Genomic DNA, 23362 nt, shown 5'->3' on the forward strand with positions numbered 1-23362 from the left:
CACTGGTAGCGGCAAGACCACCACGCTGTACGGTGCGCTCGGCGAGTTAAATACCCCCGACAAAAAGATCATTACCGTAGAAGATCCGGTGGAATTTCAATTGCCTCGCATTAGCCAGGTGCAGCTACACGAAAAAATTGGCCTGACTTTTGAACGGGTACTTAGGGCGACTTTACGGCAAGACCCGGATATTTTGTTGGTGGGCGAAATCCGCGATAGCAGCTCGGCTGAAATAGCGCTCCGGGCAGCGATGACCGGTCACCTGGTGTTATCTACCTTGCATACCAACGACGCAGTATCTTCTGCCTTGCGCTTGATCGATATGGGGGTCGATCCCTATCTGGTAGCCGCCTCGGTGAAGGCCATTGTCGCGCAGCGGCTCGTTCGACGCGTGTGTGAAAGTTGCATTGGACCCTATGAACCAAATGCCAATGAGCGGCAGTTGGTTGCGCTCGGCCAGCGTCGGTTTAATTTGTCATCGGCCAAATTGGTAAAAGGCAGTGGTTGCCCTCACTGTTTTAATACGGGGTATCGCGGTCGGATTGGCGTGTTTGAATTGTTGGAAATAAACAACGCAATGGCCGATGCGTTGCGCGATAACAATGTGCGCGCTTTCAATGAAGTGGTGCACCGCGATCCCAAATTTAAGACCCTCATGTTTAGCGCACTGGAATTTGCCCTGCAGGGAATTACCACACTGGAAGAGGTTATGCGGGTGTCTGCTCAGGTGGAAGATGAAAGCCCAGAGGATCAACTGATCCCCGGTGAGGACTCTGAGGCTATTCGGTCTGAGGGAGAGACTCACTGATGCCGGTGTACAAGTTTACCGGGCGGGATGCCAGTGGGGCGAAGGTATCTGGCATCTTAGAGGGGGCCTCTGCGGACGCCATCGCCTCGGCGCTAGTAGGGCGCGGCGTCACGCCACTGCAAGTGATAGAGGCGGCGCAAATTGAAAGCTGGTTTGATCAGCTGAATGAGAGTCTGGCCAGCAAAAAAGTTGAAACCGCAGACCTGGTGATGTTCTGCCGGCAGATGTACACCATTACGCGCGCCGGCATTCCGCTCATGAAAGGTTTACAGGGTTTGGCGAAATCTATGAGCCACCGCCATTTCCAACGGGCCTTGGAAGATATTGTGACTCGCCTCGAAAGCGGTGTTGATCTATCCACCGCCATGCGCTTTCACCAAGATATTTTCAGCAGTTTGTTCTTGTCCATGGTGCAGGTGGGTGAAAATAGCGGTCAGTTAGAGCAGGTTTTTGACCAAATGAGTTTCTATCTCGAGCGAGATTTGGAAACACAAAAATCCGTTAAGGCCGCGTTGCGCTACCCGATGTTTGTCATGATTGCCTTGGCGGCCGCCATGGTGGCCATTAATATCTGGGTTATCCCAGCTTTCGCCGACATGTTCAAAAAATTTGATGCCGAGCTGCCACTGCCGACGATCATACTATTGGCGATTTCCGATTTTTTCGTGACCTATTGGCCGCACATGTTGGTGGCGTTGGCAGTGGTAATCGTGGGCGTCAAACAATATCTAAAGACAGAGGTGGGCGCGTTAAAGTGGGGTCGCTATAAGTTGCGGTTGCCCATTGTTGGCGATATTTTGGAGCGTGCCACGGTCGCGCGTTATTGCCGGGCCTTTGCGCTGATGCTGAAATCCGGGGTGCCCATCGTTCAGGCGTTAGAGCTGTGTGCCAAGGCGATTGACAACCCTTATCTAGCGGAAAAAATACATAAAATACGCTCGGGCATTGAGCGGGGCGACTCTATGGTGCGCACTCACCAAGCCAGTCAGATGTTTAGTCCATTGGTTATGCAAATGATTTCGGTGGGTGAGGAGAGTGGTCAGGTAGACAGCTTGTTAGAGGAGATGGCCGCCTTTTACGAGCGCGAAGTGGATTACGATCTCAAGAAGATTGGCGATCGAATTGAGCCTATTCTTATCGTCGTGATGGCCGTGTTTGTGCTGATATTGGCATTGGGTATTTTCTTGCCAATGTGGAGCATGTACGACGTACAAAAACGATGAGCAATCGGGAGCCGGGCAAGCATGGCCTGTTTGAATTCGCTATTGTGCTGCTAGTGGTAGCCCTTTTGGCTGGCGCGGGCTTTCGTTATTTTTCGCGTGTTATCGATCAGACGTGGGCCGTTACGTTGGCGACGCAGGCTCAGGTGTTTGCCTCGGCGGTCGGGCTTTTGCATTTGGCTTGGCAGATCAAAGGCCCCAACTATCAACCGGCGACGGCGAACGAATCGGCGGCAGTGCGCCTTGAGGGCACCGCCATTTACGTTAACAAGTACGGGTGGCCCACGCACACCGACCGTACGCTAAATTACAGTGGTTTGACCGCACAGGGGTGCGCGCAGGTGTGGCTGGCTATTATGCAAAGTCCTGGCGACTTGAAAGTGGTGGAGGGCGAGTTGACCCCCACGCCTGCGTTGCAAGTACAGCGCGTAGGTGATCGAATTTGTCGCTACACCCAATTCAACTATTCGGAGGTGCGACACGCCTTTGATTACGATGTGATAAACGGGCGTGTTTTGATATTGAGCGGTAATCCATAAAGGTCAAATGCCTGTGGCATCGCTCGTTTAAAGTGAAAACCTAAGGTAAACTCTTAAGAAAATGGAATAAATGGTGCAATCAACTATGCTTAGGGACAGAGCAACAGCAGAGTAGCGCTACAAGATGCGACAGATGCCGCTATCGTTAAGGGCACATGCAAGGTCTTTAGGTGAAGCGCTTGATGTTTTTGGGAATAAAAACAGCAGGCTTATAATTTTTAGTTTGGCCATACTGAGTATGAATGTAACGGAGATCATCCATGAATAAAATGCAATCCGGTTTCACCCTGATTGAGCTAATTGCGGTAATCGTGATTTTGGGTATTCTGGCAGCCACTGCCGTGCCCCGGTTTATCAATTTGCAAGATGAAGCCGCAGCTGCCGGTGTTCAGGGTGTTGCCGGCGGAATTACCAGTGCCTCTGCGCTTAACTTGGCCTCCTATCAGGCTACCACTGCATTGGGTACCACCAACAAGCATGTGTTGACCGCCGGTACAACCTGTACAGCTGCTGTCGGCGCTTTGCTGTCTGATGGCGTGCCCACCGGTTACACCATCGGTACCGCTTCTATTGGTACTGTTACTGGCGAAACGACGGATTGCACGGTCACTCGTGGTGGCCAAACTGCAACAGCGAAGATCCATAGCGTTCCTGCTCCCTAATCGCAATGCGTAAAGGCAGGAGACTAAATGCCGCCCCTGGGCGGCATTTTGCGTTGGGCTTTACACTTATCGAGTTGGTGGCGGTGATTCTCTTGGTGGGCATTATCAGTGCCACGGCGGCTAGCCGGTTCTTTGCTGCCAGCGATGCTGCCTTGATGGGCAGCCGCGACGACCTGGTAATGTCTTTGCGCATTGCCCAGCAAAAAGCCATGGATCTAACGGCACCAGTGACCTTGGTAACTACCAGTAATAGCGTGTCGGTAGAAGTCGGTGGCAGCGCTGTTGTCAGCGGTGCTGTTGAATATCCGCTGACCCTTAGGAATGGCGTCACCCTGGCACCGGCAACAGTGTTGGCATTTAACCGTCTGGGCGAAACTAGCGAGACAGTTTTTCAGCTCTCTGCAGGAGGAGAGACCGTCTCAGTATCCGTATCGGCAGCCGGCTATGCCAATTAAAACCCCATACCTAAAACCAGCTGCGCAGCGAGGTGTTTCGCTGATCGAACTCATCGTGTTTATCGTGGTGGTCAGCGTCGCCCTGGTGGGGTTGTTGTCGGTTTTCAATCAATCGGTGATTAACAGTGTGGACCCAATGGTGAGAGTCACCGGCATCGAGTTGGCGCAGGCCAAGCTCGATGAAGTTTTGGCCCGTAAGTTCGATGCCAATACGCCTACCGGTGGTGTCCCTGCCTGTGGCTCTGCGGAGCCCGGTGCTGTGGCTTGTGCCGGCATTAGTCCCGACGGTGCCTATGACGATGTCGGCGACTTTGATGGGCAGGTAGATGCTCCGCTGACAGGTTACACGCTGACAACGCAAGTCACTAACGCCGGCGGCGACTTGGGCTTGCCCGCCCAACAGGCGCGGCGTATTACCGTACAGGTAGCCATGCCCAATGGCGAGACGCTGCAGTTGTCCAGTTACAAGGTGAATTTTTAATGAGCCGGGGATTTACCTTAGTAGAATTAATTACGGTCCTGGTGGTATTTGCCATTTTGGCGGCAATGGGCAGTGGCTTCGTGGTGCGAACCTTTGAAGTTTATACTCAGACCGCCGAGCGCAATACGTTGGTCAGCCGGAGCCGCGCGGTGGTTGAACGCCTGGCTCGTCAATTGCGTATCGCCTTACCTTATTCCGTGCGCATAAGTCCCAGTGGCGAGTGTATTGAGTTTATGCAGCTCAGTGGTGGCAGCAATTATTTTGGTCAGTTACCCGATGTCAATAATGGCGCGCCTGCGACCGCGATAATTGACACGGCGGGGTTTAACCTTTCGATGGGCAGTGCCCTACACGCATCTGTGGGTGCGATGGCGCCGGCAGAGATTTATACCAGTAGTACAACAGCTGCACGCGCAACGATTGCGAGTACCAGTGGATCGCCGATTAGCCGCATTACGCTGACCAATGCGCACCGTTTTTTGCGAAATTCAATTAATGAACGCGTGTATGTGATGGACAATCCGGAGCGTTTTTGCGTCTCCAGTGGACAAATAATTCATTACAGTAATTACGGATTGATTACCGGCGCGCTTACCGATTCAGATCCAGGAGGTAGTTCGGCGCTGGTGAGTGATGATGTGGTGACAGGTAGTCCAAGTTTTAGTCTCTCACCGGCAACTGAAACTCGCAACACCTTGGTCCATTTTAATTTTGGTCTTACTCGCAACGGTGAAACCTTGACACTTAACCATCAGGTGCAATTGCGCAATGTACCCTAAGGTCACAGGCGTGCGACTCAGTCGAGCCATGGCAGCCGCACAGGGCGGATTCTTGATGCCGCTGGCGATTTTTATCATTGTGGCCATGGGGGCTATGGCATTGGCCATGGCGCGTAATATTTCACTGTCCACCACCAGTGCGGTGCAGGCCATGGTGGGGATTCAGGCATTTTACGCGGCAGACACAGGGGCTCAGTGGGGTATGAATCAGTTGTTTTACGACACCGGCGCGGCTTTGACCCGCAGCCAGGTAGACATGCAATGCAATAGCCTTAACGGGCAAAGTCTGACTTTCAGTGTGGGTGGTCTGAATAATTGCGACACACAACTGAGCTGCAGTTTGTCCACAGACCCCGGCAATGTGACCAGCTACTATGTTATTACCAGTGCCGCAGATTGCGGCGATGTCAGTGTGGGCGCCCAGCGCTCGGTGGAAGTCTCGGCGTTTATGCGATGAAGTACAGGGCGCTAGTATTCTTACTTATCTGCTTAAGTTGGCTTGGTACTCCACGTGCAGCTAATGCTCAATTCTGCGCCGCGATTTTTCCGGATGCGGTATCAAACAGTAACAATGGCGGCAGCATTACCCTTGGCGACAGTTCGCGAATCATAGGTTCACCAGACAATGTGCTGGATACGCGCAACCTGTCAGTGCCTACGTATAACAATTTAAGTTGTAACGGCACTATTTGCACTAAATCTAACAATGTGGTTCCAACGGGAACGCCAATTGGAACGCCGAACGGCTCCGATGTAAATCTTGGTTATAGGCAAACTCTGGCTTTAGCGCCCGGGAATTATGGCGCGCTCACCATGGGCACCGAGTCAGTACTGTTGCTAAGCCCTGGGGATTATACCTTTAGAGATGACTCCACTATGGGGTTTAAAAGCGCCATTAGATTACAAAGCGACGGGACGGCGCGCTTGTGGTTTAGACGTGATTTCACCTTGTCATCACAAGCTGAAATAGGAACAAATAGCGCTGCACGCAATATATTTATGCATTCTGATAGATCATTTAGCTTGGGCTCGCCCAGTACCGTGTACGGCGTGCTTTATGCAGAACGCGATATTGTTTTAAGCAATCAAGCGCATATTCATGGCGCAATTACCGCCAAGCAAGATGTCAGAATGAACAGTGCGAGTTTTGTGACCTACTTGCAGAGTGCGGTAAATAATACAGATTTTTCAAGTTTCTGTGTGGGGGTACCGCCACTACCTACACCGGTGGTTGAATACAGTTTAGAAAATCCCAATTGGACAGGCGCGTCGGGCGAAGTCACTGACTCTGGCCCGAACAGTCTCAATGGTCGCGCCATCTACTACGGCTCCGGCTATCCGACTAGTAGCAACCTATCCCCTGCAATTACTGGCGACCCCGGTAGTTGTCGCTACGGTATTTTTAACGGCGGGAACTCGGGCCACCTGCGAATTGAGGACAATAGTCTGCTGGATTTGCCCTCGGCGCTTACTGTTGGGGTTTGGGTATATCCCACGAGCGCCCCCTCCGGTGGGGGTCTGCACACGATCGTATCCAAGGATGAGAATTTTGAGTTCCACCTGAACAATAATCGGCAAATATTTTGGTGGTGGGGCGGTGGCGCACGCTCGTTAACGACCTCCAGCTACAGCTTGGCGCTTAACACCTGGCACCATGTGGCTATTACCTATGCGGTGGGCGAGCAAATTATTTATGTGAACGGGGTTGAGCGGGCGCGCACCAATTACAACGGCAATATGACACTCAATAATGATCCGCTATTGATTGGTACTGACCTTAATTTTAACTCTCGTAATTTTGCTGGGCGCCTGGACGAAGTGGTGATTTTTGATACGGCCCTCACGGCCGGCCAAATTACGCAGTTAATGGCGCGAACGCACCCGTGTATTACTGTGGCAGCGGTGGGCAGCTTTGACATTGGGGTAGGCGGCGGTACGGGCAGTGTCTGTGCCCCAAAAGAGATAACCATAACCGCGCGCGATACCAGCGGCGCATTGATGACCAATTACAGCGGCACCGTGGCGATTTCCACCAGTCGAGGCAATGGCGATTGGTCTGCCACCAACGGCGGTGCACCCAGCTCGGACCCGCCCGTGAATACCGTGACGCCCGGCGCCAGTGATAGTGGCAGCGCCAGTTACAGTTTTGCCGGCAGTGGCGATGGCGGTTCAATCGCATTGTTTTTAAGTAATCAGCACGCAGAACAGCTAACCATTACCGTTAGGGATACCAGTGCGGGTGTTAGCTCTACCAGTGCCACGTTACGGTTTTCAGAAAACGCTTTTGCTGTGCAAAATACCGACAGCCTCGCGGCCGACATAGTGGCGGGCCGCGATCACGACTACCGCGTGAGTATGCTGCGCCGCGATCCAAGCACTGGCAGTTGTGGCGCAGCGACTTTGTATCAGGTGGCGCAAATTAAAGCCTGGGTGCAGCGCAATGGTCAGGACCCAGCGGGGCTGGCACCGCAGCTGCGCACAGCCAGCGGTGTGTTCACTTTGCCCGATACAGAACCTGGAAGCCCGAATGTGAGCTTCCCCTTTGTGGCCGGTGTGGCTGACTTTGAACTCATTACCCGCGATGTGGGTAAGTTCACCACCCAGTTTAAAGACGCCTCCGGTAGCTTCTCTGATCAGCCCATACTGGGGGACTCCGGATTGCAGACAGTGCGTCCCTTTGCGCTGGACATTAGTGCGGCGGCAAATCCGGGCGGAGTGAATGCCTCAGGGCCCGCCTACCTGCCCGCCGGACAAAACTTTGCCGTCACGGTGCGAGCGGTACTTTGGTCGGCCAGCGACGATGCCAATGACGATGGCATTGCCGATGGACATGCAGACGGCAATGCCTCCACTGGCGCCAATTTAGCCAATAATGGTGTAGCGCCAGCTTTTGGACGCGAAGTGCCGCCCGAAAGCGTGCAGCTGAGTGCAGTCTTAGTCTCGCCGGTTGGAGGTGCTGATCCCGGTTTGGGCAACGGCGCCTCGTCCGGCGACGGTCGAACTGTCTCCGGTTTTTCTGGCGGTGTGGCAACCTCGGGCAACATCTATTACGGCGAAGTGGGCGCCATTGAACTCAACAGCCGGGTTCTAGACGGCGATTACCTGGCCATGGGCGCGGCGCGCACGGCAAAAATCCTGGGTTCAGACTATGTAGGACGGTTTTATCCGGCGGCCTTCTCGCTTATGGGGGCAGCCCTCACCGAGGCCTGTGGCAGTTTTAGCTATATGGAACAGGCATTCAGTGCGAACTATACATTGCTCGCCTTGAACGGGCGCGCCACGCCCTCAATTACCGCCAACTACGAGGGCGCCTACGCCAAATTGGGTGGCGGCCTGGGTAGCTTGAATTACGGCGCGCGGGGCCTGTCTGCGGACTTGAGTAGCCGTCTGGCGGGGATCACCAACACGGTGAACTGGTTGGACGGGCAGGGCAGTATTCAGGTAGATCCCATAGCGTTTACGCGACAATCCAGCGGAGTGCCCGATGGTCCGGTGGCCAATTTGGAATTGGGGGTCTGGGTGCGCGATGCAGACGGTGCCGAGTTGTCTCCTTCGGCATTGAATTTGGACGTGAATGGCGACAGCAGCGACGATCACAGCTATTTAGGCCAGTCATTGCAACGCTACGGTCGACTGCGAGCCAAAGATGCCTTTGGGCCTGAGTCGGCCGATATTCCCATGTTCTGGCAAACGGAGTATTACAATGGCGCGCAGTTTGTGCGCAACGCTCAAGACAGCTGTACGCAGCTGGCCCTCAGTCAAATCAGTTTTCCAGGTGCGACCACCAGCGTGAATGCAGCGGCACAAACGGTGACGGTGACTGCCGGCGGCGTTAGCTCGGTGTTTAATTTTGCCGATCCAGTGGGCAGCCAGACCTGTATGACGGCGACGGCCATAGGTTTTTGTCAGGGTTATGCGGGGGTGGCGTACGGGGCCAGCGGCGCAACGGTGAGCTATCCGGTATCGGTGAACTTAACCAATTATCCCCACCTGCGCTTTGACTGGGATGCCGACGGTAACTTTAGCGACGCGGCACTGCCGCAGTTTACCGTTAATTTTGAAAATTACCGCGGTCACGACCGCGTCATATTCTGGCGCGAGCGTCTGCAGTAAGTGGCAATATGTAAACCCGTCTGGCCGTCTCAGTGGGTGACGGTGGGCTCCGGGATTTCCAACTCGATATCCACGGCAAGCTCGTCGGCAATTTGATCGAGCTTATCGGCGAGCTCGTCAATGTCGCTTTCCAGTGGAATCTGCAAAATGCCATTGGCTTCAAACAGCGGCTCGCCCGACCAGGGCATGCTGGAGTAATCGGTGGCCAGTTCCTCGACATTGATATTGCGTGCCGCCAGTGCCTGGGCCACCTCCCTTACGATACCAGGCCGGTCATTGCCCACCAGATTAAAGCGAATTTCCCGGTAGCTTTCGGGCGTATCAAACTGTTCGGCAATGTCGATTAATGTCCGTATGCCCTTGTCGGCCAATTTGGCGAGATCGGCTTTCAGGGCATCTATTTTGCTGTCGTCCAAGGTGACCAATATGAGACCGCTGAATTTGCCACATAGGTTGACCATGCGACTTTCTTCCCAATTGCCGTCGTGCTCGCAAACAACAGCCGCTAAAGTTTCGACGACACCCGGCCGGTCTTTGGCAATGACGGTTACAATCAAGTGCTGTTTCATGTGAATTTCCTCAAGCTGATAGCCCGAGTTTACCCTAAGCTGAATGACATTACAGGGCTTTGACTTGTGCCAATGAAGGGGGTTTACTGTGGCCCTCCCGACAAACCCTAAGCAACGAGGCAAAAAATGCACACACGACTTCGCACGATCTGTATAGCTCTGCTGGCGTGGGCCAGCGCCAGTGTCTGCTGGGCGGCCGACCTGCCCGCAGTACTTCAAGGCGAGCACCGCTCAGAGGCGTTCAGCGCTCGCGACGGCGCGCGTCATCCCGTAGAAACGCTGCAATTCTTTGGCCTGCAAGCCACAGACACCGTGATAGAAATCTCCCCCGGCGGCGGCTGGTATACCGAAATTTTGGCGCCCTACCTTAATGCGCAGGGTCGCTTGTTTGCTGCTCACTTTCCCGCCAAGTCAGACGTGGGCTACTACCAGCGCTCGCGCCAGGGCTTTTTGGAGAAATTGGCCGCCAACCCTGAGGTGTATGGCAAGGTGAAGGTCACCGAGTTTATTGCCGATCAACCTACAGCAGCGGGCCCATTGGGCGAGGCCGACAGGGTATTGACCTTCCGCAATGTACATAATTGGATCAAAGCCGGATATGGCGAGCAGGCCTTTGCGGCATTTTTTCAATTGTTGAAAAAAGGCGGCGTGCTGGGTGTGGTCGAGCATCGCGCCAAGCCCGGCACCAGCCTGGATGCCATGAAGGTGTCTGGCTACGTGACCGAGGCCGAGGTGATCCGCCTGGCGGAGAAGGCAGGCTTTGTCTTGGACGCCCGCAGTGAAATCAATGCCAACCCGAAAGACACCAAAGATCATCCCAAGGGCGTGTGGACGCTGCCCCCGTCGCTGGCACTGCAGGACGAGGACAGAGACAAATACCTGGCCATTGGTGAAAGCGACCGCATGACACTGCGTTTTCGCAAGCCAGAGTAGCGCAGATGATAGTCATTCCGCCCGAACAGCTTCCCGCTGAAACACTGCAGGGGTTGCTGGAAGAATTTGCCACCCGCGATGGCACAGATTACGGTACTGAGGAGGTCAGCTTGGCCGACAAGGTAAGCCAGCTACGCGCACAGCTTAGTCGCAAGCAGGTGTTGATTGTGTACGACGTTGGTCAGGAACAGGCCAATCTGATGACGCAACAAGCGTATCGCGAACGGCTGCAGGCGATGGAAAACTATCGCCCTGAGGACTAGCGCACAGGGCCTTAGGTATCAATCGCGAGAGGGGCTATAATGCCCCTCTTTTTTTGGAAACGAGAATGTCAGATCCGTTGAAGGCAAGCTGCCTGATTGACCGTCCGGCGCAGCCCGTTGCGCGTCTACTGTTTGCCCACGGTGCGGGCGCGCCCATGGACAGCGACTTTATGACCCACATGGCCCAGGCCTTGTGCCAGCAGCAGATTGCAGTCATACGGTTTGAGTTTCCCTACATGGCCGAGCGGCGGCGCACGGGCAAGCGGCGGCCCCCGAGTCCCTTTGCCCAGATAGTGGCGGCCTATGAGGCGCAGGTTGTGGCCTGGTTTGAGCCTGGCCTGCCGTTATTCGTTGCCGGTAAATCTATGGGCGGGCGGGCAGCGGCCTCGCTTTGCATGGCGGAAATTAGCGGTGCGATAGTGTACGGCTACCCGCTGCACCCAGTGGGTAAACCGGCGTCGCTGCGGTTGGCGCCACTCCAGGAACGCCAGTTACCGCTATTGATTGTGCAGGGCACGCGGGACAAGTTGGGCGATCGAGCAAGCTTTGCTCAGCAGACCATAGACACTGCCGTGCAATGGTGTTGGCTTGAGGACGGCGACCACGATCTGAAGCCTCGCAAGGCCTCAGGCTATACGCAGGATGAGCACCTGGCGCGCGCGGTGGCGGCAACGGTCGACTTTATTCATGCACAGCGGGCGCTGGCAATACCCAGATCCGCTGCGCACTAGCAGACAGAGTACTTTCATGAATCAACTTTTTTTGCACTGCCGGGGCGGGTTTGAAGGCGAGTGCGCCGCTGAAATTAGCGATTTGGCCGGTGAGCTGGGCGTCTATGGCTATGCCAAGGCCAAGCCGAACACGGCGTTTGTCGTCTTTGTTACGCCGTCGCCTGAAGGTGCGCTGGCACTAATTCAACAGCTGGAATTCGCCCGGCTGATTTTTTGTCGGCAGTGGTTTGCCTGTGGCGAGATACTGACAAACCTTCCCGTTGACGATCGATTGACCCCGATTCTGAATGCCGTGCGCGGCCTGCCGCTGTGCCGCGAGTGGGCCATGGAAACCGTCGATACCAACGACGGTAAGGAACTCTCGGGTCTGGCGAAGAAATTTGCGACACCCCTGGCCCGCAGCTTGGAAAAACAGCAATTGTTGCGCGCGAAATCGGGTTTTTGCTTGCATATTTTATTTACGCAAACCGACGCAGCCTTTGTGGGCGTTAGCCCGTTAAATAACCGAGCTCCCTGGCCTATGGGTATTCCTCGGCTCAAGTTGCCCAAGGAATCGCCCAGTCGCGCCACATTAAAACTGGAGGAGGCCTGGCATCAATTCATTCCCCGCGACGAATGGGACCAACAGCTGCGCGGCAGTCAGCGGGCAGTGGATCTGGGCGCGGCACCGGGTGGCTGGACTTGGCTATTGGTGCAGCGTGGAATGTTTGTGGAGGCCGTCGATAACGGCCCCATGCAGCCAGCGCTTATGGAAACTGGGCAGGTAACCCACCACCAGGCCGACGGATTTCAATTTGAACCCCGCAAGCCGGTGGATTGGTTGGTCTGTGACATTGTCGATAAACCCGCGCGCGTCACGGCTATGGTGTCGCGTTGGTTTTGCGAGGGTTTCTGCCAGCAGGCAATTTTTAATATGAAGTTGCCCATGAAACAGCGCTATCAAGAGGTGCAAAAGCTTTTAGCGCGATTGCAAAGTGACTGTGAAGCAGCGGGCCGGCCAATCAGCTTGCGCGCGCGCCAGCTGTACCACGACCGTGAAGAGATCACGGTGATGGCGCGGCGCTATTGATCAGTTTTCGAGCAGGGTGACTTTTTCAGGCTCTGCCAGGGTGGGGCCGATCAAGTTCATCATATGGTGGCGTGCCTCGCTTTCGGCCCACTGGTGCCAATCGCGGGCAGTGCGGAATTTACACAGTACAAACCGGTGCATAGGGTTTTCAATATCGGCGAAGGATTCGCCACGGATAAAACCGGGTGCTGAAAAAGCCTGGTGGAGGGTTGAGCGTGCGGCTTGCTCGTAGGTTTCTTCCATGTCATCGGCAATCAGGCGCTCGATTAAAACGTGTATCATAGCGGGCTCTTTAATCGTAAAAGCACCCAATGTACCGGTGCCTAACATGAAATATCAAGTATTCTAAGGTGTGAATGGGGATTCTGTGGATCAGCTAGCCGAACTTAAAAACCGCGCGCAGCACCAGCTCGACGCCAGCGGGTTGTTTTGTCCAGAACCCGTAATGATGTTGCACAATGTGATGCGCCAAGCCGCCGCTGGCGAACGCGTGCTGGTGATTGCCACAGATCCATCCACCGAGCGCGATATCCCGAAATTCTGCCAGTTTCTGGGCCACCAGTTGGAGGCCCAAGTTACAGAGGCTGGGCGCTATCTCTATTTATTAGTGAAAGCCTGATTAGCCGCCTTCGTCTACCAGCGCTGATATGGCGGCAATGGCTTCCGGATCTTGCGACTTAATCTTATTGGCGATCTGATGTTGGAAGTAATAGCGAAAGCTATGGCACTCCTCGGCGGCAAAAAGGCAATCGTCGCCCGGCAGTACCGGTGTGCTCGCCACTTTTTCTGGATCGACCAACATGCCGCTCAGGCTGCCGTCAAAATGCAGCCGCCAACTGACCACTTCCGATAGCGTCATACTGTGCGAGCCGCGCTCAGACAGTACGGCGTGGGTGCCGATGGTATCGGGAATTTCCTGCACGATGGCGTCGGGGCTGTCGGCGCTGCTCTCGTAATACTCGGCTGCAGATTCCAGCTCGACCACTTTGTGAATGGGGGCGTCGAAAAACAGATCCTCAACACCTGGGTCGTAGTAGCCTTCAAATTTTCCATTTAAGGGGTCGTCGATATCGGGGCAGGCCACAATTTTGTTCAGCCAGGGCACCAGCCCAACCACTTCGCCATTTTCGCGCAGGGCCCAGCAAAGTATTTTCAGGCTAAACAGTTTGTTTTTATCGGAGTCGTTGGCGTAGAGCATCTCCAGGCCGTCTAATTCCGGTGAAATGCGGATAATGCGCTCTCTTTGCGCTTCGAGTAGGGGTTTGCCGGTGAATAGGTCAATGACATTGGCATTGGGACGGTCAGACGAGAAGCTCATAAAACCACCTCCTGAGTCGGCGACAGCGTGAGAGCCGGGGCCAAAAGTGCGCAAACCCGGCGAATCAGTGCGAGGTGCCCTTGTGCACCTTCAAATACGGTAATCGTTCAATCCTGGCTACACAAGTAGTTATGATTCAGCCATACTTGCGTTATTCCAACTTTGTATAACCATGCAAAGGGTTGGGGTTTAGTGGGCCGGATTTGGGTTAAAGACACACATCTTGGCCATTTTTAAGACAGGTTGGTGGGTGGCGCTGGGTTGCAGGGCACCTGCGGTCTCCATTCTACGCTTGAAATTCCATGGTTATAGCTAAAAAGTCTAAGCCGGCGGCAGAACGCTGGTTGGTGGACGCCTCTATTTATATCTTCCGTGCCTATTTCTCACTGCCGCCCAATTGGCAGAGCCAGGATGGCTGCGATACCGAAGCGGTCTATGGGTTTGCCAACTTTTTATTGGATGTGTTATTGCAGCAGCCAGCCATCGTAGGTGTGTGTTTCGATGAGAGCCTGGAAACCGGGTTTCGACACAGGCTTTACCCGGATTACAAAATGAGCCGTGCGCTACCCGATGAGGCCCTGGCCTTTCAATTGCGAGCGTGCAATGAGGTGTGCCGCGCTTTTGGTTTGGCCAGTTTTGCCAGCGAAGAATACGAAGCGGACGACCTCATCGGATGTTTACTGCGCACTTTGCAGGCAGACGACGCCCCTGTGGCGATTCTCAGCCGCGATAAAGATTTGGGACAACTATTGCAGCGTCCTCAGGATTATCTCTGGGACTATGCCGCCGACGTTCGACTGTTTCGCGAAGACATTTTTGCAAAATTTGGTGTTTGGCCGGAGCAAATGGTGGACTATCTTGCGCTGGTGGGCGACACCAGTGACGATATACCCGGCGTGCCGGGTGTGGGTAAAAAAACCGCCGCTCAGCTCTTGGCGAGTGGCGCACAACTCAATGCGCTGATGACCGCGCCGGCGGCAATTGCCCAAATGCCTTTTAGAGGCGCAAAGCAAATGGCCGACAAGCTCAAAGAGCACGCCGCGCAAATTGCCGTCGCGCAACAGCTGGCCACAATCGTCACCTCTGAGTCGCTTGTACAACACGCCGACGAACTTAAACCCGCGCCCATTGATATGGCGCAGGCCTCAGCGCTTTTAATTCAGTTGGGTTTGGGTGGCTTGCAGAAGAAACTGCAGCGGCTCGTTAACTTACAGGCGAAAAATTATGGCACCTAATTCCAAGGCGCGCATTTTGGTGGACGAAAATGTACCGCAAGCCGAAGTGTTTTTTGGTCAGCTTGGCCAAGTGGAGCGCTTTTCGGGGCGCCAGTTGTCTGCAGCAGATGTACGCACTGCGCGCGCCTTGGTGGTGCGCTCGGTAACGCGCGTCGATCAATCGCTGTTAGCAGGTAGCGGCGTAGAGTTCGTGGGTACTTGCACCATCGGCACAGATCATCTAGACACCGCGTGGTTGACCGCGCAGGGCATTGCCTATGCCAACGCGCCGGGCTGCAATGCAAACTCGGTGGTTGAGTATGTGCTAACTGCATTGGCGGTTTTAAATTGCAATTGGCAGGGTAAAAAGGTGGGCATTGTGGGCTGCGGCAATGTCGGCGGTGCGCTTTATCGCCGCCTGTCATCACTGGGTGCACAGGTGGCCGGCCACGATCCATTTTTGGACGCGAATGCCTTGCCACAACTGGTCAGTTTAGAATCTGTGTTTGATGCGCAGATAGTGTGTTTGCATGCGCCCCTGACACGAGAGGGCAGCCATCCCACGTGGCACATGATCACCGAGGCGTTGCTGGCGCGACTGCCGCAAGATGCGGTACTCATTAATGCCGGCCGAGGAGCGGTAATAGACAACGAGATGTTACTGCAATTTTGTCGCAAGCGCCCCGATGTGCAGTTAGTACAAGACGTGTGGGAATTTGAACCCTGGCTTGAGCCTGCATTGCTGGCAGCGGTGAAATTGGGTACGCCGCATATTGCAGGCTATTCCTACGATGGCAAAGTAACGGGTACACAAATGATCTACGCAGCGCTGTGCCGGCAGTGGCAGCGCCCGTATGAGGAAAGTAGCGCGGCGAACGCGATTGCCGATTTGGTGCCGGCAGGCCTCGCCAGCCTCAGCGATACCGACTGGCAACAGGTGCGTCGCGTGATTACGCAGGCCTACGATTTGGTCGGCGATGATCAACGGCTGCGCGCAATGGTGGCACAGGCGCCCAATCGCATGGCGCTTGAGCGGGGCTTTGACGCCTTGCGTAAAGACTATCCAGAGCGCCGCGAGTTTCGCTTTTGTCCTACGCCATCGGTCAATGGTGATTTGAGTCCTGCGGCAAGCACTATGTTGGCGGCCCTCGGCTTTTCCCTAACCGGAGCAGGGGGCGAGCAATGAGCGCTGGCAACCTGCAATTTCAACCCTTGTCTCGGCCGTTTCGCTTGGGACTGGTGGTGAACAGTTACGCCGGCTTGGGCGGCCCGGCGGGTTTAAAGGGCAGCGACGGCGCCGAGTTGCGCACCCAAGTTCTAGCACAAGGGGGGGCACTGCGCGCGCCCGAGCGTGCCGCGCGGGTGTTGGCGCAGCTGGTTGGGCTGCCCCTGGAGGTTTTGTGTTTTGCCGGTGAAATGGGCGAGACAGTGGCGCGCGCGGCGGGGTTGCCGGTCGCGCTGTTGGGGACGGCTGCCAACCAACCATCGGAAGCGGCCGATACCATCGCGGCTGCGAAGGCCTGTGAAAGTGCCGGCTGCGATCTGATTGTTTTTGTGGGCGGCGACGGCACTGCGCGCAATATGGTTCAAGCTGTGAGCGAGCGGCAACCGGTACTGGGTATTCCCAGCGGTGTAAAAATGCACTCGGGCGTCTATGCCATCGCCCCCGAAGCCGCCGCGGCATTAATCAAACAGTTAATGTCGGGCCAGTTGGTGTCGCTGGATTTCCAGGAGGTGCGCGATATCGACGAAGACGCTTTCCGGGCAGGGCGGGTGCAGTCGCGCTATTACGGTGAACTCTTGGTGCCGGCAGAGCCGCGCTATGTGCAGGCCGTTAAGTCGGGTGGCCGCGAAGTGGAAGACCTGGTGCTGGACGACATTGCGGCGGACCTTATCGAGACGATGACACCCGATACCCTATACATTTTTGCGCCCGGCTCCACTACCTTTGCCATTACCGAAGCCTTGGGCCTCTCGGCGACTCTGTTGGGCGTTGATCTGGTATTGGATAAAACACTATTGGCAGCCGATGTCGATGCTGCGGAACTGGAAGCGCGAGTTTTCGCCCATGCTGGGCCCGTAAAATTGGTGCTGACGGCCATTGGTGGGCAGGGGCATATTTTGGGGCGGGGCAATCAGCAATTGCGCCCGGCTCTGTTGAAACACATTGGGCGAGAAAATCTATTATTGGTGGCCACTAAAACGAAATTAGAAGCCTTAGGGGGACGGCCACTGTTGATGGACTCTAACGACGCGGTGCTCGATCAACAATGGCAAGGTTATGTGCGGGTGATTACAGGCTATCGCGATGCGGTGTTATATCCGCTGGACAACGGCTTGTCGCCGGAGGTGCATCCCCATGGTTGATCAACTGCCCGACAGTTTACTTCAGCCGCTGAGCGATGCCTTCGATCAGTTTGCGGTGCAGCTAGCGGCACAGCCGCGCCCCAGCGACAGCCGGCGGTTGTTTCACGGCCGGGGCCATTACTTTGAGGGGCTGGCATTTGTCACTGTGGATTGGTTTGATCCGCTGCTATTGATTACCCTTTATCAAGCGCCGCCCCCCCAGTGGTTGGCGGCCTTCGAGCGGCGATTACAAGCGCACCCGCTGTTCGTCGAGGCCGGCGCCGTGATGATTCAACATCGCTATCAGGTAGAGGTTCCTGCGCAATGGCTTAAGCGTCAGGCAGGTGGTGACGTGGTTGCCCGCCGCGGTGCTTTGCAATTTTCATTGAGCCCCGGCGATCATCAAAATATGGGGTATTTTTTGGATATGGAGCCGGGTCGGGCCTGGCTGGCTTCCCTGTGCACCGGTAAGCGAGTGCTCAATTTGTTTGCCTATACTTGCGCTTTCTCGGTGGTGGCGGTGGCCGCTGGTGCCGCGAAAGTGGTGAATGTGGACATGAGTCGCTCGGCCCTGGCGCGCGGTAGGGACAACCACCGCATGAACAATTTACCGCTCGACGGCGTTAAGTTTTTGGCGGAAAACATTTTAAAATCCTGGAGCCGCATTCGCAGACCGGGCCCCTACGACATTGTGATTCTGGACCCACCGAGCTTTCAGCGGGGCAGTTTTGTGGCGGAAAAAGACTATGGCAAATTAGTGCGCCGGCTCCCTGAGTTATTACCCGGCGGCGGTGATGTGCTGGCCTGCCTGAACGCGCCCGAGTTGGATTCGCGCTTCTTGCTGGCGGTTTTTAGCCGTGAATGTCCGGCGGCAACCTATCTTGGGCGCGTCGCTTCCCACCCTGATTTTCCCGATCGAGAGCCCGAGCGCGCGCTTAAACTGCTGCATTTTCGCTATCCGCCAGCGACAGTGGAGTAGCGGGGATGGGCAGTCGCCCGGCTAGTGGTGCCGGGCGCTGTTCAATAGGTACAGCATAAATTGGCGGATGTCACCAGAGGTACCGTGCTTTAGGAGGTGGCGCATCACATTGACGTTGGAAAAGCGTTCCTGCACGAGGCTAGGAGGCAGCTGAGTCTCTTCGTGTGGCGCTTGCAGTAGCGCGACGCTGGCGGGTTCTTCACACAGTGCCGAGAGCAGGGTAAAGCCTTTGTGGCTGAGTACGGCCTGATCGATGGCCTCCTGACGCACCGTATCCTGGTAGGTCAGGTAGCCTGCGCTGGCCAGCCAGAGCATGGCGCTGAAGGCCGCCATGTGGCGCTGGCTGTGCAGGCCGAAATCGTCGGGCGTATCGGGACCGGCGATGTCTTCCACATACACCGCGCAGGGCCTGGGGAAAAACGCAAACAGCTGGCTAAGTATTAAGCCGCTGTCTTTGTAGAAGTCGTCTATGTGAATGTCGCTCATTAGTCCTGGCTGTACCGTCCAATAAATTTACCAAAGCGCGTCAGTGCGTTAGTGATTTCATCTTCGCGGGGTAAAAATACCACACGGAAATGGTCCGGTGTGGGCCAGTTGAAGGCCGTGCCCTGCACAATCAGAATTTTTTCCTGCAAGAGAAAATCCAGCACCATCTGCTGATCGTCTTTGATAGCGTGATGGTTGAGGTCGATTTTGGGGAACATGTACAGCGCGCCCTTAGGCTTTACGCAACTGACGCCGGGGATTTGCGAGAGCGCCTGATATGCGGCTTCGCGCTGCTCGTACAGGCGGCCGCCGGGCGCCACTAGCTCTTTGATACTCTGATAGCCGCCCAGGGCGGTTTGTATGGCAAACATGGCCGGCACATTGGCGCACAGTCGCATGGAGGCCAACATATTTAAGCCTTCAATATAGCCCTTGGCCTTGTGCTTTGCGCCGTTGAGCACCATCCAGCCGGCGCGAAATCCAGCCAGCCGGTAGTTTTTAGACAGGCCGTTAAAACTCAGGCATAAAACGTCTTCCACCAGGCGCCCGAGCGGAATAAATTCCGACTGGTCGTAAAGAATTTTACTGTAGATTTCGTCGGCAAAAATGATTAGTTTGTGCTCGGTTGCGAGTTTAACCAGGTCTTCCAGCAGCGCCTGGCTGTAGACAGTACCCGTGGGGTTGTTGGGGTTGATGATAACTATGCCGCGGGTTTTATCGGTGATCTTCGCCCGAATATCGTCCAGGTCTGGGTACCAGTCGGCGCCTTCATCGCACAAATAATGTACAGGGTTGCCGCCGCCCAGCTTTACGGCTGCGGTCCACAGCGGGTAGTCTGGGGCCGGCACCAGTATTTCATCGCCGTTATTCAGCAGCGCCTGCATCGCCATCACAATCAATTCCGACACTCCGTTGCCGAGGTAGATATCGTCAATATCCACATTGGGAATGTTTAGCGTCTGGCATTCCTGCATAATGGCCTTGCGGGCGGCAAACAAGCCCTTTGACTCTGTATAGCCCTGGGCATTGCGCAGGTTATAGATCACATCCAAGATGATTTCATCGGGTGCCTCAAAGCCAAAAGGGGCAGGGTTGCCGATGTTCAATTTTAAGATGCGGTGGCCTTCTTCTTCCAGCCGGTGTGCGTGCTCCAGTACCGGGCCGCGAATTTCGTAACACACGCCGTGGAGTTTGTTGGATTTATAGATGTGGTCCATATGCAGTAGACTGCCCGTACAATTCTGTGAAATAAAATAGCTAATTGTGTGCGTTACAATCGCACTTATTGTGTAAGGGGAGCGATTATGGCAGATGAACGCGAAAATAACGATGACCTGTGGCGCGACAAACTAACGGCTGAGGAGTACCGTATTTGCCGTGAAAAGGGCACCGAGCGGGCGTTTACCGGCCGTTATTGGAATGAGAGCCGGCCAGGTACCTACCTGTGTAAGTGCTGTGGCGCGGCACTTTTTGACGCCGACACCAAATTCGATGCCGGCTGCGGCTGGCCCAGTTTTTACGCGCCTCTAGCGAAGTCCGCCATCAAAGAGGTGATGGACACCAGTCATGGCATGGTGCGTACTGAAGTCACCTGTCGCCAGTGTGGCTGTCATTTGGGGCACGTATTTGCCGACGGGCCGGCGCCAACCGGCGAGCGATACTGCATCAACTCGGCCTCGATTCAGCACGAACAAGATTAAGCCTTATGCGTAGTTTTGCCGAAATCAATGCCATCGCCGAAACCCACAAGGGCGGTGTCAAAGCCGTACAGGCGCTGATGCCGGCCGTGGCCGATGACCAAACATTGCGCGAATTGCCCGACGATCGCTATTTATCGCTCATGGCGCGCAGGGTGTTTCGGGCCGGGCTTAAGCACGCCATGGTGGATGCCAAATGGCCGGCCTTTGAACAGGCCTTTTGGGGCTTTGCGCCCGAAAAAATTCAGTTGATGTCCGACGAACAACTGGAGCGTCTGGCCACTAACCCGGACATTATTCGCCATTTAGGGAAGATACGCTCAGTGCGCGCCAACGCCATGTTTATCAACGACGTGGCGCGCGAACACGGCAGCTTTGGTCAATTTATTGCCAATTGGCCCTCCGACGATATTGTTGGGTTGTGGGCTTACCTAAAGAATCACGGCAACCAGCTTGGTGGCCACTCAGGCGCCAGGTTTTTGCGAATGGTTGGCAAGGACACATTTATTCTTACAGACGATGTGGTGGCAGCATTAAAGCGTGATGGAATTGTCACTAAGCAACCCACTGCCAAACGCGACTTGCAGGCGGCCCAGGCGGCGTTTAACCAGTGGCAGCGCGAGAGTGGCAAGCCGTTGGCGCACATTAGTCGCACGCTGTCGTTAACGGTTTTTGATTAATTTTCACTTTAGAGGAGAACACCATGGCCAAGCCTTGGATGAGTTGGTTGTTGGTATTGCAGTGTGTGTTGCTAGGCGCCATGTTGGCGGGTATGTTGGCGAACAAATTGGCATTGCTGGCGTTTCGGCCAGCGTTTATGACCTTTGTTTATGCGTTCCAGGGCTTGATGTTAGTCACGGCGCTGGTCGTGCTGGCCAGCGCAGTAATCTGGTGGCGTAAATGGCAGGTACAGAAGCCTGCTGCTAAAACTGCGTTGTGGTTGGGAATTGTGCCCATAGCCGCTATTTTTGCCTTGATTGGTCCTGGGCTATCCGTACCGCAGATTCACAACATCACCACAGACTTGGCTCAGCCGCCTGTTTTTAACGCGGCCTATGGACTGCGCGATGACAGCCACAACAGTTTAGATGTGCCAGATGCATCGGTGCGCGAGCTGCAGCGCGCTTACTACAAAGACTTGAAACCGCTGGTGCTCGAGGCGAGTCCAGAGGCGGTGTACCAGCGCGCGCTGGCCACGGTGGAGGCGCTGGGCTGGACGTTGATTGCTGCTGACGCTGAAGCAATGACCATCGAGGCGTACGAGGAAACCACCTTTTTTGGCTTTAAAGACGATGTGGTGATTCGGATTCAGCCAACAGCAGGGGGCACCAGGGTAGATTTGCGTTCGGTGTCCAGGGTCGGACGCAGCGATCTGGGTGCAAATGCCAAGCGGATTCAGCGTTTCTTGTCGGCCCTGCAGCAAGGCTAGAGTTCTGGCATTTTGGGGCGATGAGTCATTGGGCGCTAGGCCCCAATGCGCTGGTGGCATAACAGGGTAGTGGCGCGCAATAAGCGCCACTTATTGAATGGCCATTGGTTGGAATCCAGGGTTTACTCGTCGTAAATATTTTTTTTCTTCCAGCTTTCCGTTTCTGCTACCTCATTCCACTCGTCCGCGATCTCTCCGGTAGCCTTGGGTGCGGGCTTGGGCTCGTCTGTGGCGGCCTCCAGCTGTGCAATTATCTTCTCAAGCTTGTGCTTCTGGGCTGTGTAGTTGCCGCTTTCGTCGCGCTCGATTAGCTTCTTTGCCAGGGTAAAGTAGTGAATGGCCAATTTTGGTTTTTCTGCCTGTTTGGCTTGCTTTGCCTGTAACACATAGGCGTCCACAGAGATTTGCAATACCAGTTGCTTGATTTGATCGCCAAAGTCATCGGCCTCTGCGCGTTTAATGGTGCCGCGCCGCTGCAAATGCATCAAGAATTTATACAGCTCCTGCAAATGCTCTTTTACGTCTTTGACCTGTTGTGCGCTTTGCAGGGTAGGGCGCTTGCCGCTATCGGCGCGCTGTTGTGTGGCTTGCATCTGGCCTGCCACTAAGGCCAGTTCTTCTATGTGGCCCTTATCTTTCGGTTCCAGTTGAGCGAGTTGTTGCAAGACTTCCGTCAGGCAGCGTTGAACCAACATGGTGATTTCGCGGGTGAGAAAATTAGGTGGGAAGCCGCTTAGGATGTAGCGGAAGACCTTGGCGCGCTTTTTGAGCGCGAAGATCCGGCGCTGGTTTTGCTTGCGTTTTTTCTCAATGGACTGAGTGATAAACACGTAGCAAATGGCAGCGCCTAAAACACCGATAATAATGGCAACGATATAAATAGCAGACATAAGGTCTAAGTGCGGCCTCTGGCTTGTTATAGGTGAGTGTGCGATGCCAGCGTCTTGTTGGCTTTGCACGTTTTATTTAAGGCGCTTTTAGGAAGTATAGGCCTTTGTTCTATTCGGCACACAATATCTGTGCCAGTGCGCGCTCGCAAGCCCTGCACGGCGGTTCCAGACGGGCTGGGAGCAGGGGGGATAGACGGGGCCGGCCATTCGGCTTCGACGGCTGTAAGTCATTGTTTCGGCAAGTGTAAAAAAGAACACAAAGGTGTTGACAGGGGTAGCGTGGCTACTTAGAATGCGCCCCACTTCAACGGCGGTGCAACTGCTGATGAAGGTCCGGGTCCCCTTCGTCTAGAGGCCTAGGACACCGCCCTTTCACGGCGG

27 protein-coding genes are annotated in these 23362 nt (G+C 55.0%); 21 read left to right on the forward strand and 6 right to left on the reverse strand.

The genetic code is table 11. The features are described from left to right. The 9 genes from ACW8F6_RS17990 to ACW8F6_RS18030 form a co-directional block, all read left to right on the forward strand. The coding region (locus ACW8F6_RS17990) for a GspE/PulE family protein (RefSeq protein ID WP_491577273.1) at nucleotides 1-808 on the forward strand (808 nt) is incomplete at its 5' end. Beyond that, on the forward strand, nucleotides 808-2031 hold the full coding sequence (locus ACW8F6_RS17995; protein ID WP_491577274.1) for a type II secretion system F family protein: 1224 nt from the start codon (nucleotides 808-810) through the stop codon (nucleotides 2029-2031). The genes ACW8F6_RS17990 and ACW8F6_RS17995, both read left to right, overlap by 1 nt. After that, a complete protein-coding gene (locus tag ACW8F6_RS18000; protein ID WP_491577275.1) occupies nucleotides 2028-2567 on the forward strand; it encodes a hypothetical protein in 540 nt (179 codons plus the stop codon). Before ACW8F6_RS17995 ends, ACW8F6_RS18000 begins: the two co-directional genes overlap by 4 nt. A 260-nt stretch (nucleotides 2568-2827) precedes the next feature. Then, the gene (locus ACW8F6_RS18005) at nucleotides 2828-3229 is read left to right on the forward strand and encodes a type II secretion system protein (RefSeq protein WP_491577276.1); all 402 of its coding nucleotides are present in this window, start codon (nucleotides 2828-2830) and stop codon (nucleotides 3227-3229) included. 53 nt (nucleotides 3230-3282) lie between these two features. Further along, nucleotides 3283-3684 (forward strand): prepilin-type N-terminal cleavage/methylation domain-containing protein, encoded by a 402-nt coding sequence (locus ACW8F6_RS18010; protein WP_491577277.1) that lies wholly within the window; start codon nucleotides 3283-3285, stop codon nucleotides 3682-3684. After that, nucleotides 3674-4165, forward strand: coding sequence for a type IV pilus modification PilV family protein (locus ACW8F6_RS18015; RefSeq protein ID WP_491577278.1), 492 nt, complete (start codon nucleotides 3674-3676; stop codon nucleotides 4163-4165). The genes ACW8F6_RS18010 and ACW8F6_RS18015 overlap by 11 nt, the downstream gene beginning before the upstream one ends. After that, complete coding sequence (locus ACW8F6_RS18020) at nucleotides 4165-4944, forward strand: PulJ/GspJ family protein (RefSeq protein WP_491577279.1); 780 nt, start codon at nucleotides 4165-4167, stop codon at nucleotides 4942-4944. The genes ACW8F6_RS18015 and ACW8F6_RS18020 overlap by 1 nt, the downstream gene beginning before the upstream one ends. After that, a complete protein-coding gene (locus ACW8F6_RS18025) occupies nucleotides 4934-5401 on the forward strand; it encodes an MSHA biogenesis protein MshP (protein WP_491577280.1) in 468 nt (155 codons plus the stop codon). Before ACW8F6_RS18020 ends, ACW8F6_RS18025 begins: the two co-directional genes overlap by 11 nt. Further along, on the forward strand, nucleotides 5398-9057 hold the full coding sequence (locus ACW8F6_RS18030; RefSeq protein WP_491577281.1) for a LamG-like jellyroll fold domain-containing protein: 3660 nt from the start codon (nucleotides 5398-5400) through the stop codon (nucleotides 9055-9057). Before ACW8F6_RS18025 ends, ACW8F6_RS18030 begins: the two co-directional genes overlap by 4 nt. Nucleotides 9058-9086: 29 nt before the next feature. Here ACW8F6_RS18030 and ACW8F6_RS18035 read toward each other — a convergent pair whose 3' ends face one another. Next, a complete protein-coding gene (locus ACW8F6_RS18035) occupies nucleotides 9087-9626 on the reverse strand; it encodes a glycine cleavage system transcriptional repressor (RefSeq protein WP_491577282.1) in 540 nt (179 codons plus the stop codon). 126 nt (nucleotides 9627-9752) lie between these two features. Between ACW8F6_RS18035 and ACW8F6_RS18040 the strand changes: the two genes are divergently transcribed. The 4 genes from ACW8F6_RS18040 to rlmM all read left to right on the forward strand — a co-directional run bounded on the left by ACW8F6_RS18040 (nucleotide 9753) and on the right by rlmM (nucleotide 12622). Further along, nucleotides 9753-10559: a class I SAM-dependent methyltransferase gene (locus tag ACW8F6_RS18040; protein WP_491577283.1), complete on the forward strand. Its 807-nt coding sequence runs from the start codon at nucleotides 9753-9755 to the stop codon at nucleotides 10557-10559. A gap of 5 nt (nucleotides 10560-10564) precedes the next feature. Continuing rightward, nucleotides 10565-10822: a YheU family protein gene (locus ACW8F6_RS18045; protein WP_491577284.1), complete on the forward strand. Its 258-nt coding sequence runs from the start codon at nucleotides 10565-10567 to the stop codon at nucleotides 10820-10822. Between the two features lie 65 nt (nucleotides 10823-10887). Beyond that, the gene (locus ACW8F6_RS18050; protein ID WP_491577285.1) at nucleotides 10888-11553 is read left to right on the forward strand and encodes an alpha/beta family hydrolase; all 666 of its coding nucleotides are present in this window, start codon (nucleotides 10888-10890) and stop codon (nucleotides 11551-11553) included. Nucleotides 11554-11569: 16 nt separating this feature from the next. Further along, complete coding sequence (gene rlmM / locus ACW8F6_RS18055; RefSeq protein WP_491577286.1) at nucleotides 11570-12622, forward strand: 23S rRNA (cytidine(2498)-2'-O)-methyltransferase RlmM; 1053 nt, start codon at nucleotides 11570-11572, stop codon at nucleotides 12620-12622. Here rlmM and ACW8F6_RS18060 read toward each other — a convergent pair whose 3' ends face one another. Beyond that, nucleotides 12623-12904, reverse strand: coding sequence for an antibiotic biosynthesis monooxygenase family protein (locus tag ACW8F6_RS18060; protein WP_491577287.1), 282 nt, complete (start codon nucleotides 12902-12904; stop codon nucleotides 12623-12625). 85 nt (nucleotides 12905-12989) lie between these two features. Between ACW8F6_RS18060 and tusA the strand changes: the two genes are divergently transcribed. Further along, the gene (gene tusA, locus ACW8F6_RS18065; RefSeq protein ID WP_491577288.1) at nucleotides 12990-13241 is read left to right on the forward strand and encodes a sulfurtransferase TusA; all 252 of its coding nucleotides are present in this window, start codon (nucleotides 12990-12992) and stop codon (nucleotides 13239-13241) included. Here the strand turns inward: tusA and ACW8F6_RS18070 are convergent, their stop codons facing one another. Continuing rightward, nucleotides 13242-13940, reverse strand: a complete 699-nt coding sequence (locus ACW8F6_RS18070) for a hypothetical protein (RefSeq protein WP_491577289.1) — start codon at nucleotides 13938-13940, stop codon at nucleotides 13242-13244. A 302-nt stretch (nucleotides 13941-14242) separates the two neighbouring features. Here ACW8F6_RS18070 and ACW8F6_RS18075 point away from each other — a divergent pair, with 302 nt between their 5' ends. Genes ACW8F6_RS18075 through ACW8F6_RS18090 form a run of 4 tightly spaced genes read left to right on the forward strand, consistent with a single transcriptional unit; the run spans nucleotide 14243 to nucleotide 18479 of the window. Next, nucleotides 14243-15175, forward strand: a complete 933-nt coding sequence (locus ACW8F6_RS18075; protein WP_491577290.1) for a 5'-3' exonuclease — start codon at nucleotides 14243-14245, stop codon at nucleotides 15173-15175. After that, the gene (locus ACW8F6_RS18080) at nucleotides 15165-16340 is read left to right on the forward strand and encodes a 4-phosphoerythronate dehydrogenase (protein ID WP_491577291.1); all 1176 of its coding nucleotides are present in this window, start codon (nucleotides 15165-15167) and stop codon (nucleotides 16338-16340) included. Before ACW8F6_RS18075 ends, ACW8F6_RS18080 begins: the two co-directional genes overlap by 11 nt. After that, nucleotides 16337-17521, forward strand: coding sequence for an ATP-NAD kinase family protein (locus ACW8F6_RS18085; RefSeq protein WP_491577292.1), 1185 nt, complete (start codon nucleotides 16337-16339; stop codon nucleotides 17519-17521). The genes ACW8F6_RS18080 and ACW8F6_RS18085 overlap by 4 nt, the downstream gene beginning before the upstream one ends. Beyond that, on the forward strand, nucleotides 17514-18479 hold the full coding sequence (locus ACW8F6_RS18090; RefSeq protein WP_491577293.1) for a class I SAM-dependent methyltransferase: 966 nt from the start codon (nucleotides 17514-17516) through the stop codon (nucleotides 18477-18479). Before ACW8F6_RS18085 ends, ACW8F6_RS18090 begins: the two co-directional genes overlap by 8 nt. 21 nt (nucleotides 18480-18500) lie before the next feature. Here ACW8F6_RS18090 and ACW8F6_RS18095 read toward each other — a convergent pair whose 3' ends face one another. Beyond that, nucleotides 18501-18965: a hypothetical protein gene (locus ACW8F6_RS18095; RefSeq protein WP_491577294.1), complete on the reverse strand. Its 465-nt coding sequence runs from the start codon at nucleotides 18963-18965 to the stop codon at nucleotides 18501-18503. After that, a complete protein-coding gene (locus ACW8F6_RS18100) occupies nucleotides 18965-20182 on the reverse strand; it encodes a pyridoxal phosphate-dependent aminotransferase (protein WP_491577295.1) in 1218 nt (405 codons plus the stop codon). The genes ACW8F6_RS18095 and ACW8F6_RS18100 overlap by 1 nt, the downstream gene beginning before the upstream one ends. An 87-nt stretch (nucleotides 20183-20269) precedes the next feature. On the opposite strand from ACW8F6_RS18100, the gene msrB reads away from it, so the two are divergent. Genes msrB through ACW8F6_RS18115 form a run of 3 tightly spaced genes read left to right on the forward strand, consistent with a single transcriptional unit; the run spans nucleotide 20270 to nucleotide 22091 of the window. Beyond that, on the forward strand, nucleotides 20270-20665 hold the full coding sequence (msrB, locus tag ACW8F6_RS18105) for a peptide-methionine (R)-S-oxide reductase MsrB (RefSeq protein ID WP_491577296.1): 396 nt from the start codon (nucleotides 20270-20272) through the stop codon (nucleotides 20663-20665). Between the two features lie 5 nt (nucleotides 20666-20670). Continuing rightward, on the forward strand, nucleotides 20671-21342 hold the full coding sequence (locus ACW8F6_RS18110) for a DNA-3-methyladenine glycosylase I (protein ID WP_491577297.1): 672 nt from the start codon (nucleotides 20671-20673) through the stop codon (nucleotides 21340-21342). Between the two features lie 23 nt (nucleotides 21343-21365). Beyond that, nucleotides 21366-22091, forward strand: a complete 726-nt coding sequence (locus ACW8F6_RS18115) for a DUF1499 domain-containing protein (RefSeq protein ID WP_491577298.1) — start codon at nucleotides 21366-21368, stop codon at nucleotides 22089-22091. Nucleotides 22092-22213: 122 nt separating this feature from the next. Here ACW8F6_RS18115 and ACW8F6_RS18120 read toward each other — a convergent pair whose 3' ends face one another. Further along, nucleotides 22214-22981 carry a hypothetical protein gene (locus ACW8F6_RS18120; RefSeq protein ID WP_491577299.1) on the reverse strand — a complete coding sequence of 256 codons (768 nt, stop codon included), beginning with the start codon at nucleotides 22979-22981 and terminating at the stop codon, nucleotides 22214-22216. Between the last annotated feature and the right edge of the window lie 381 nt (nucleotides 22982-23362).

It is taken from the genome of Simiduia sp. (assembly GCF_058345725.1).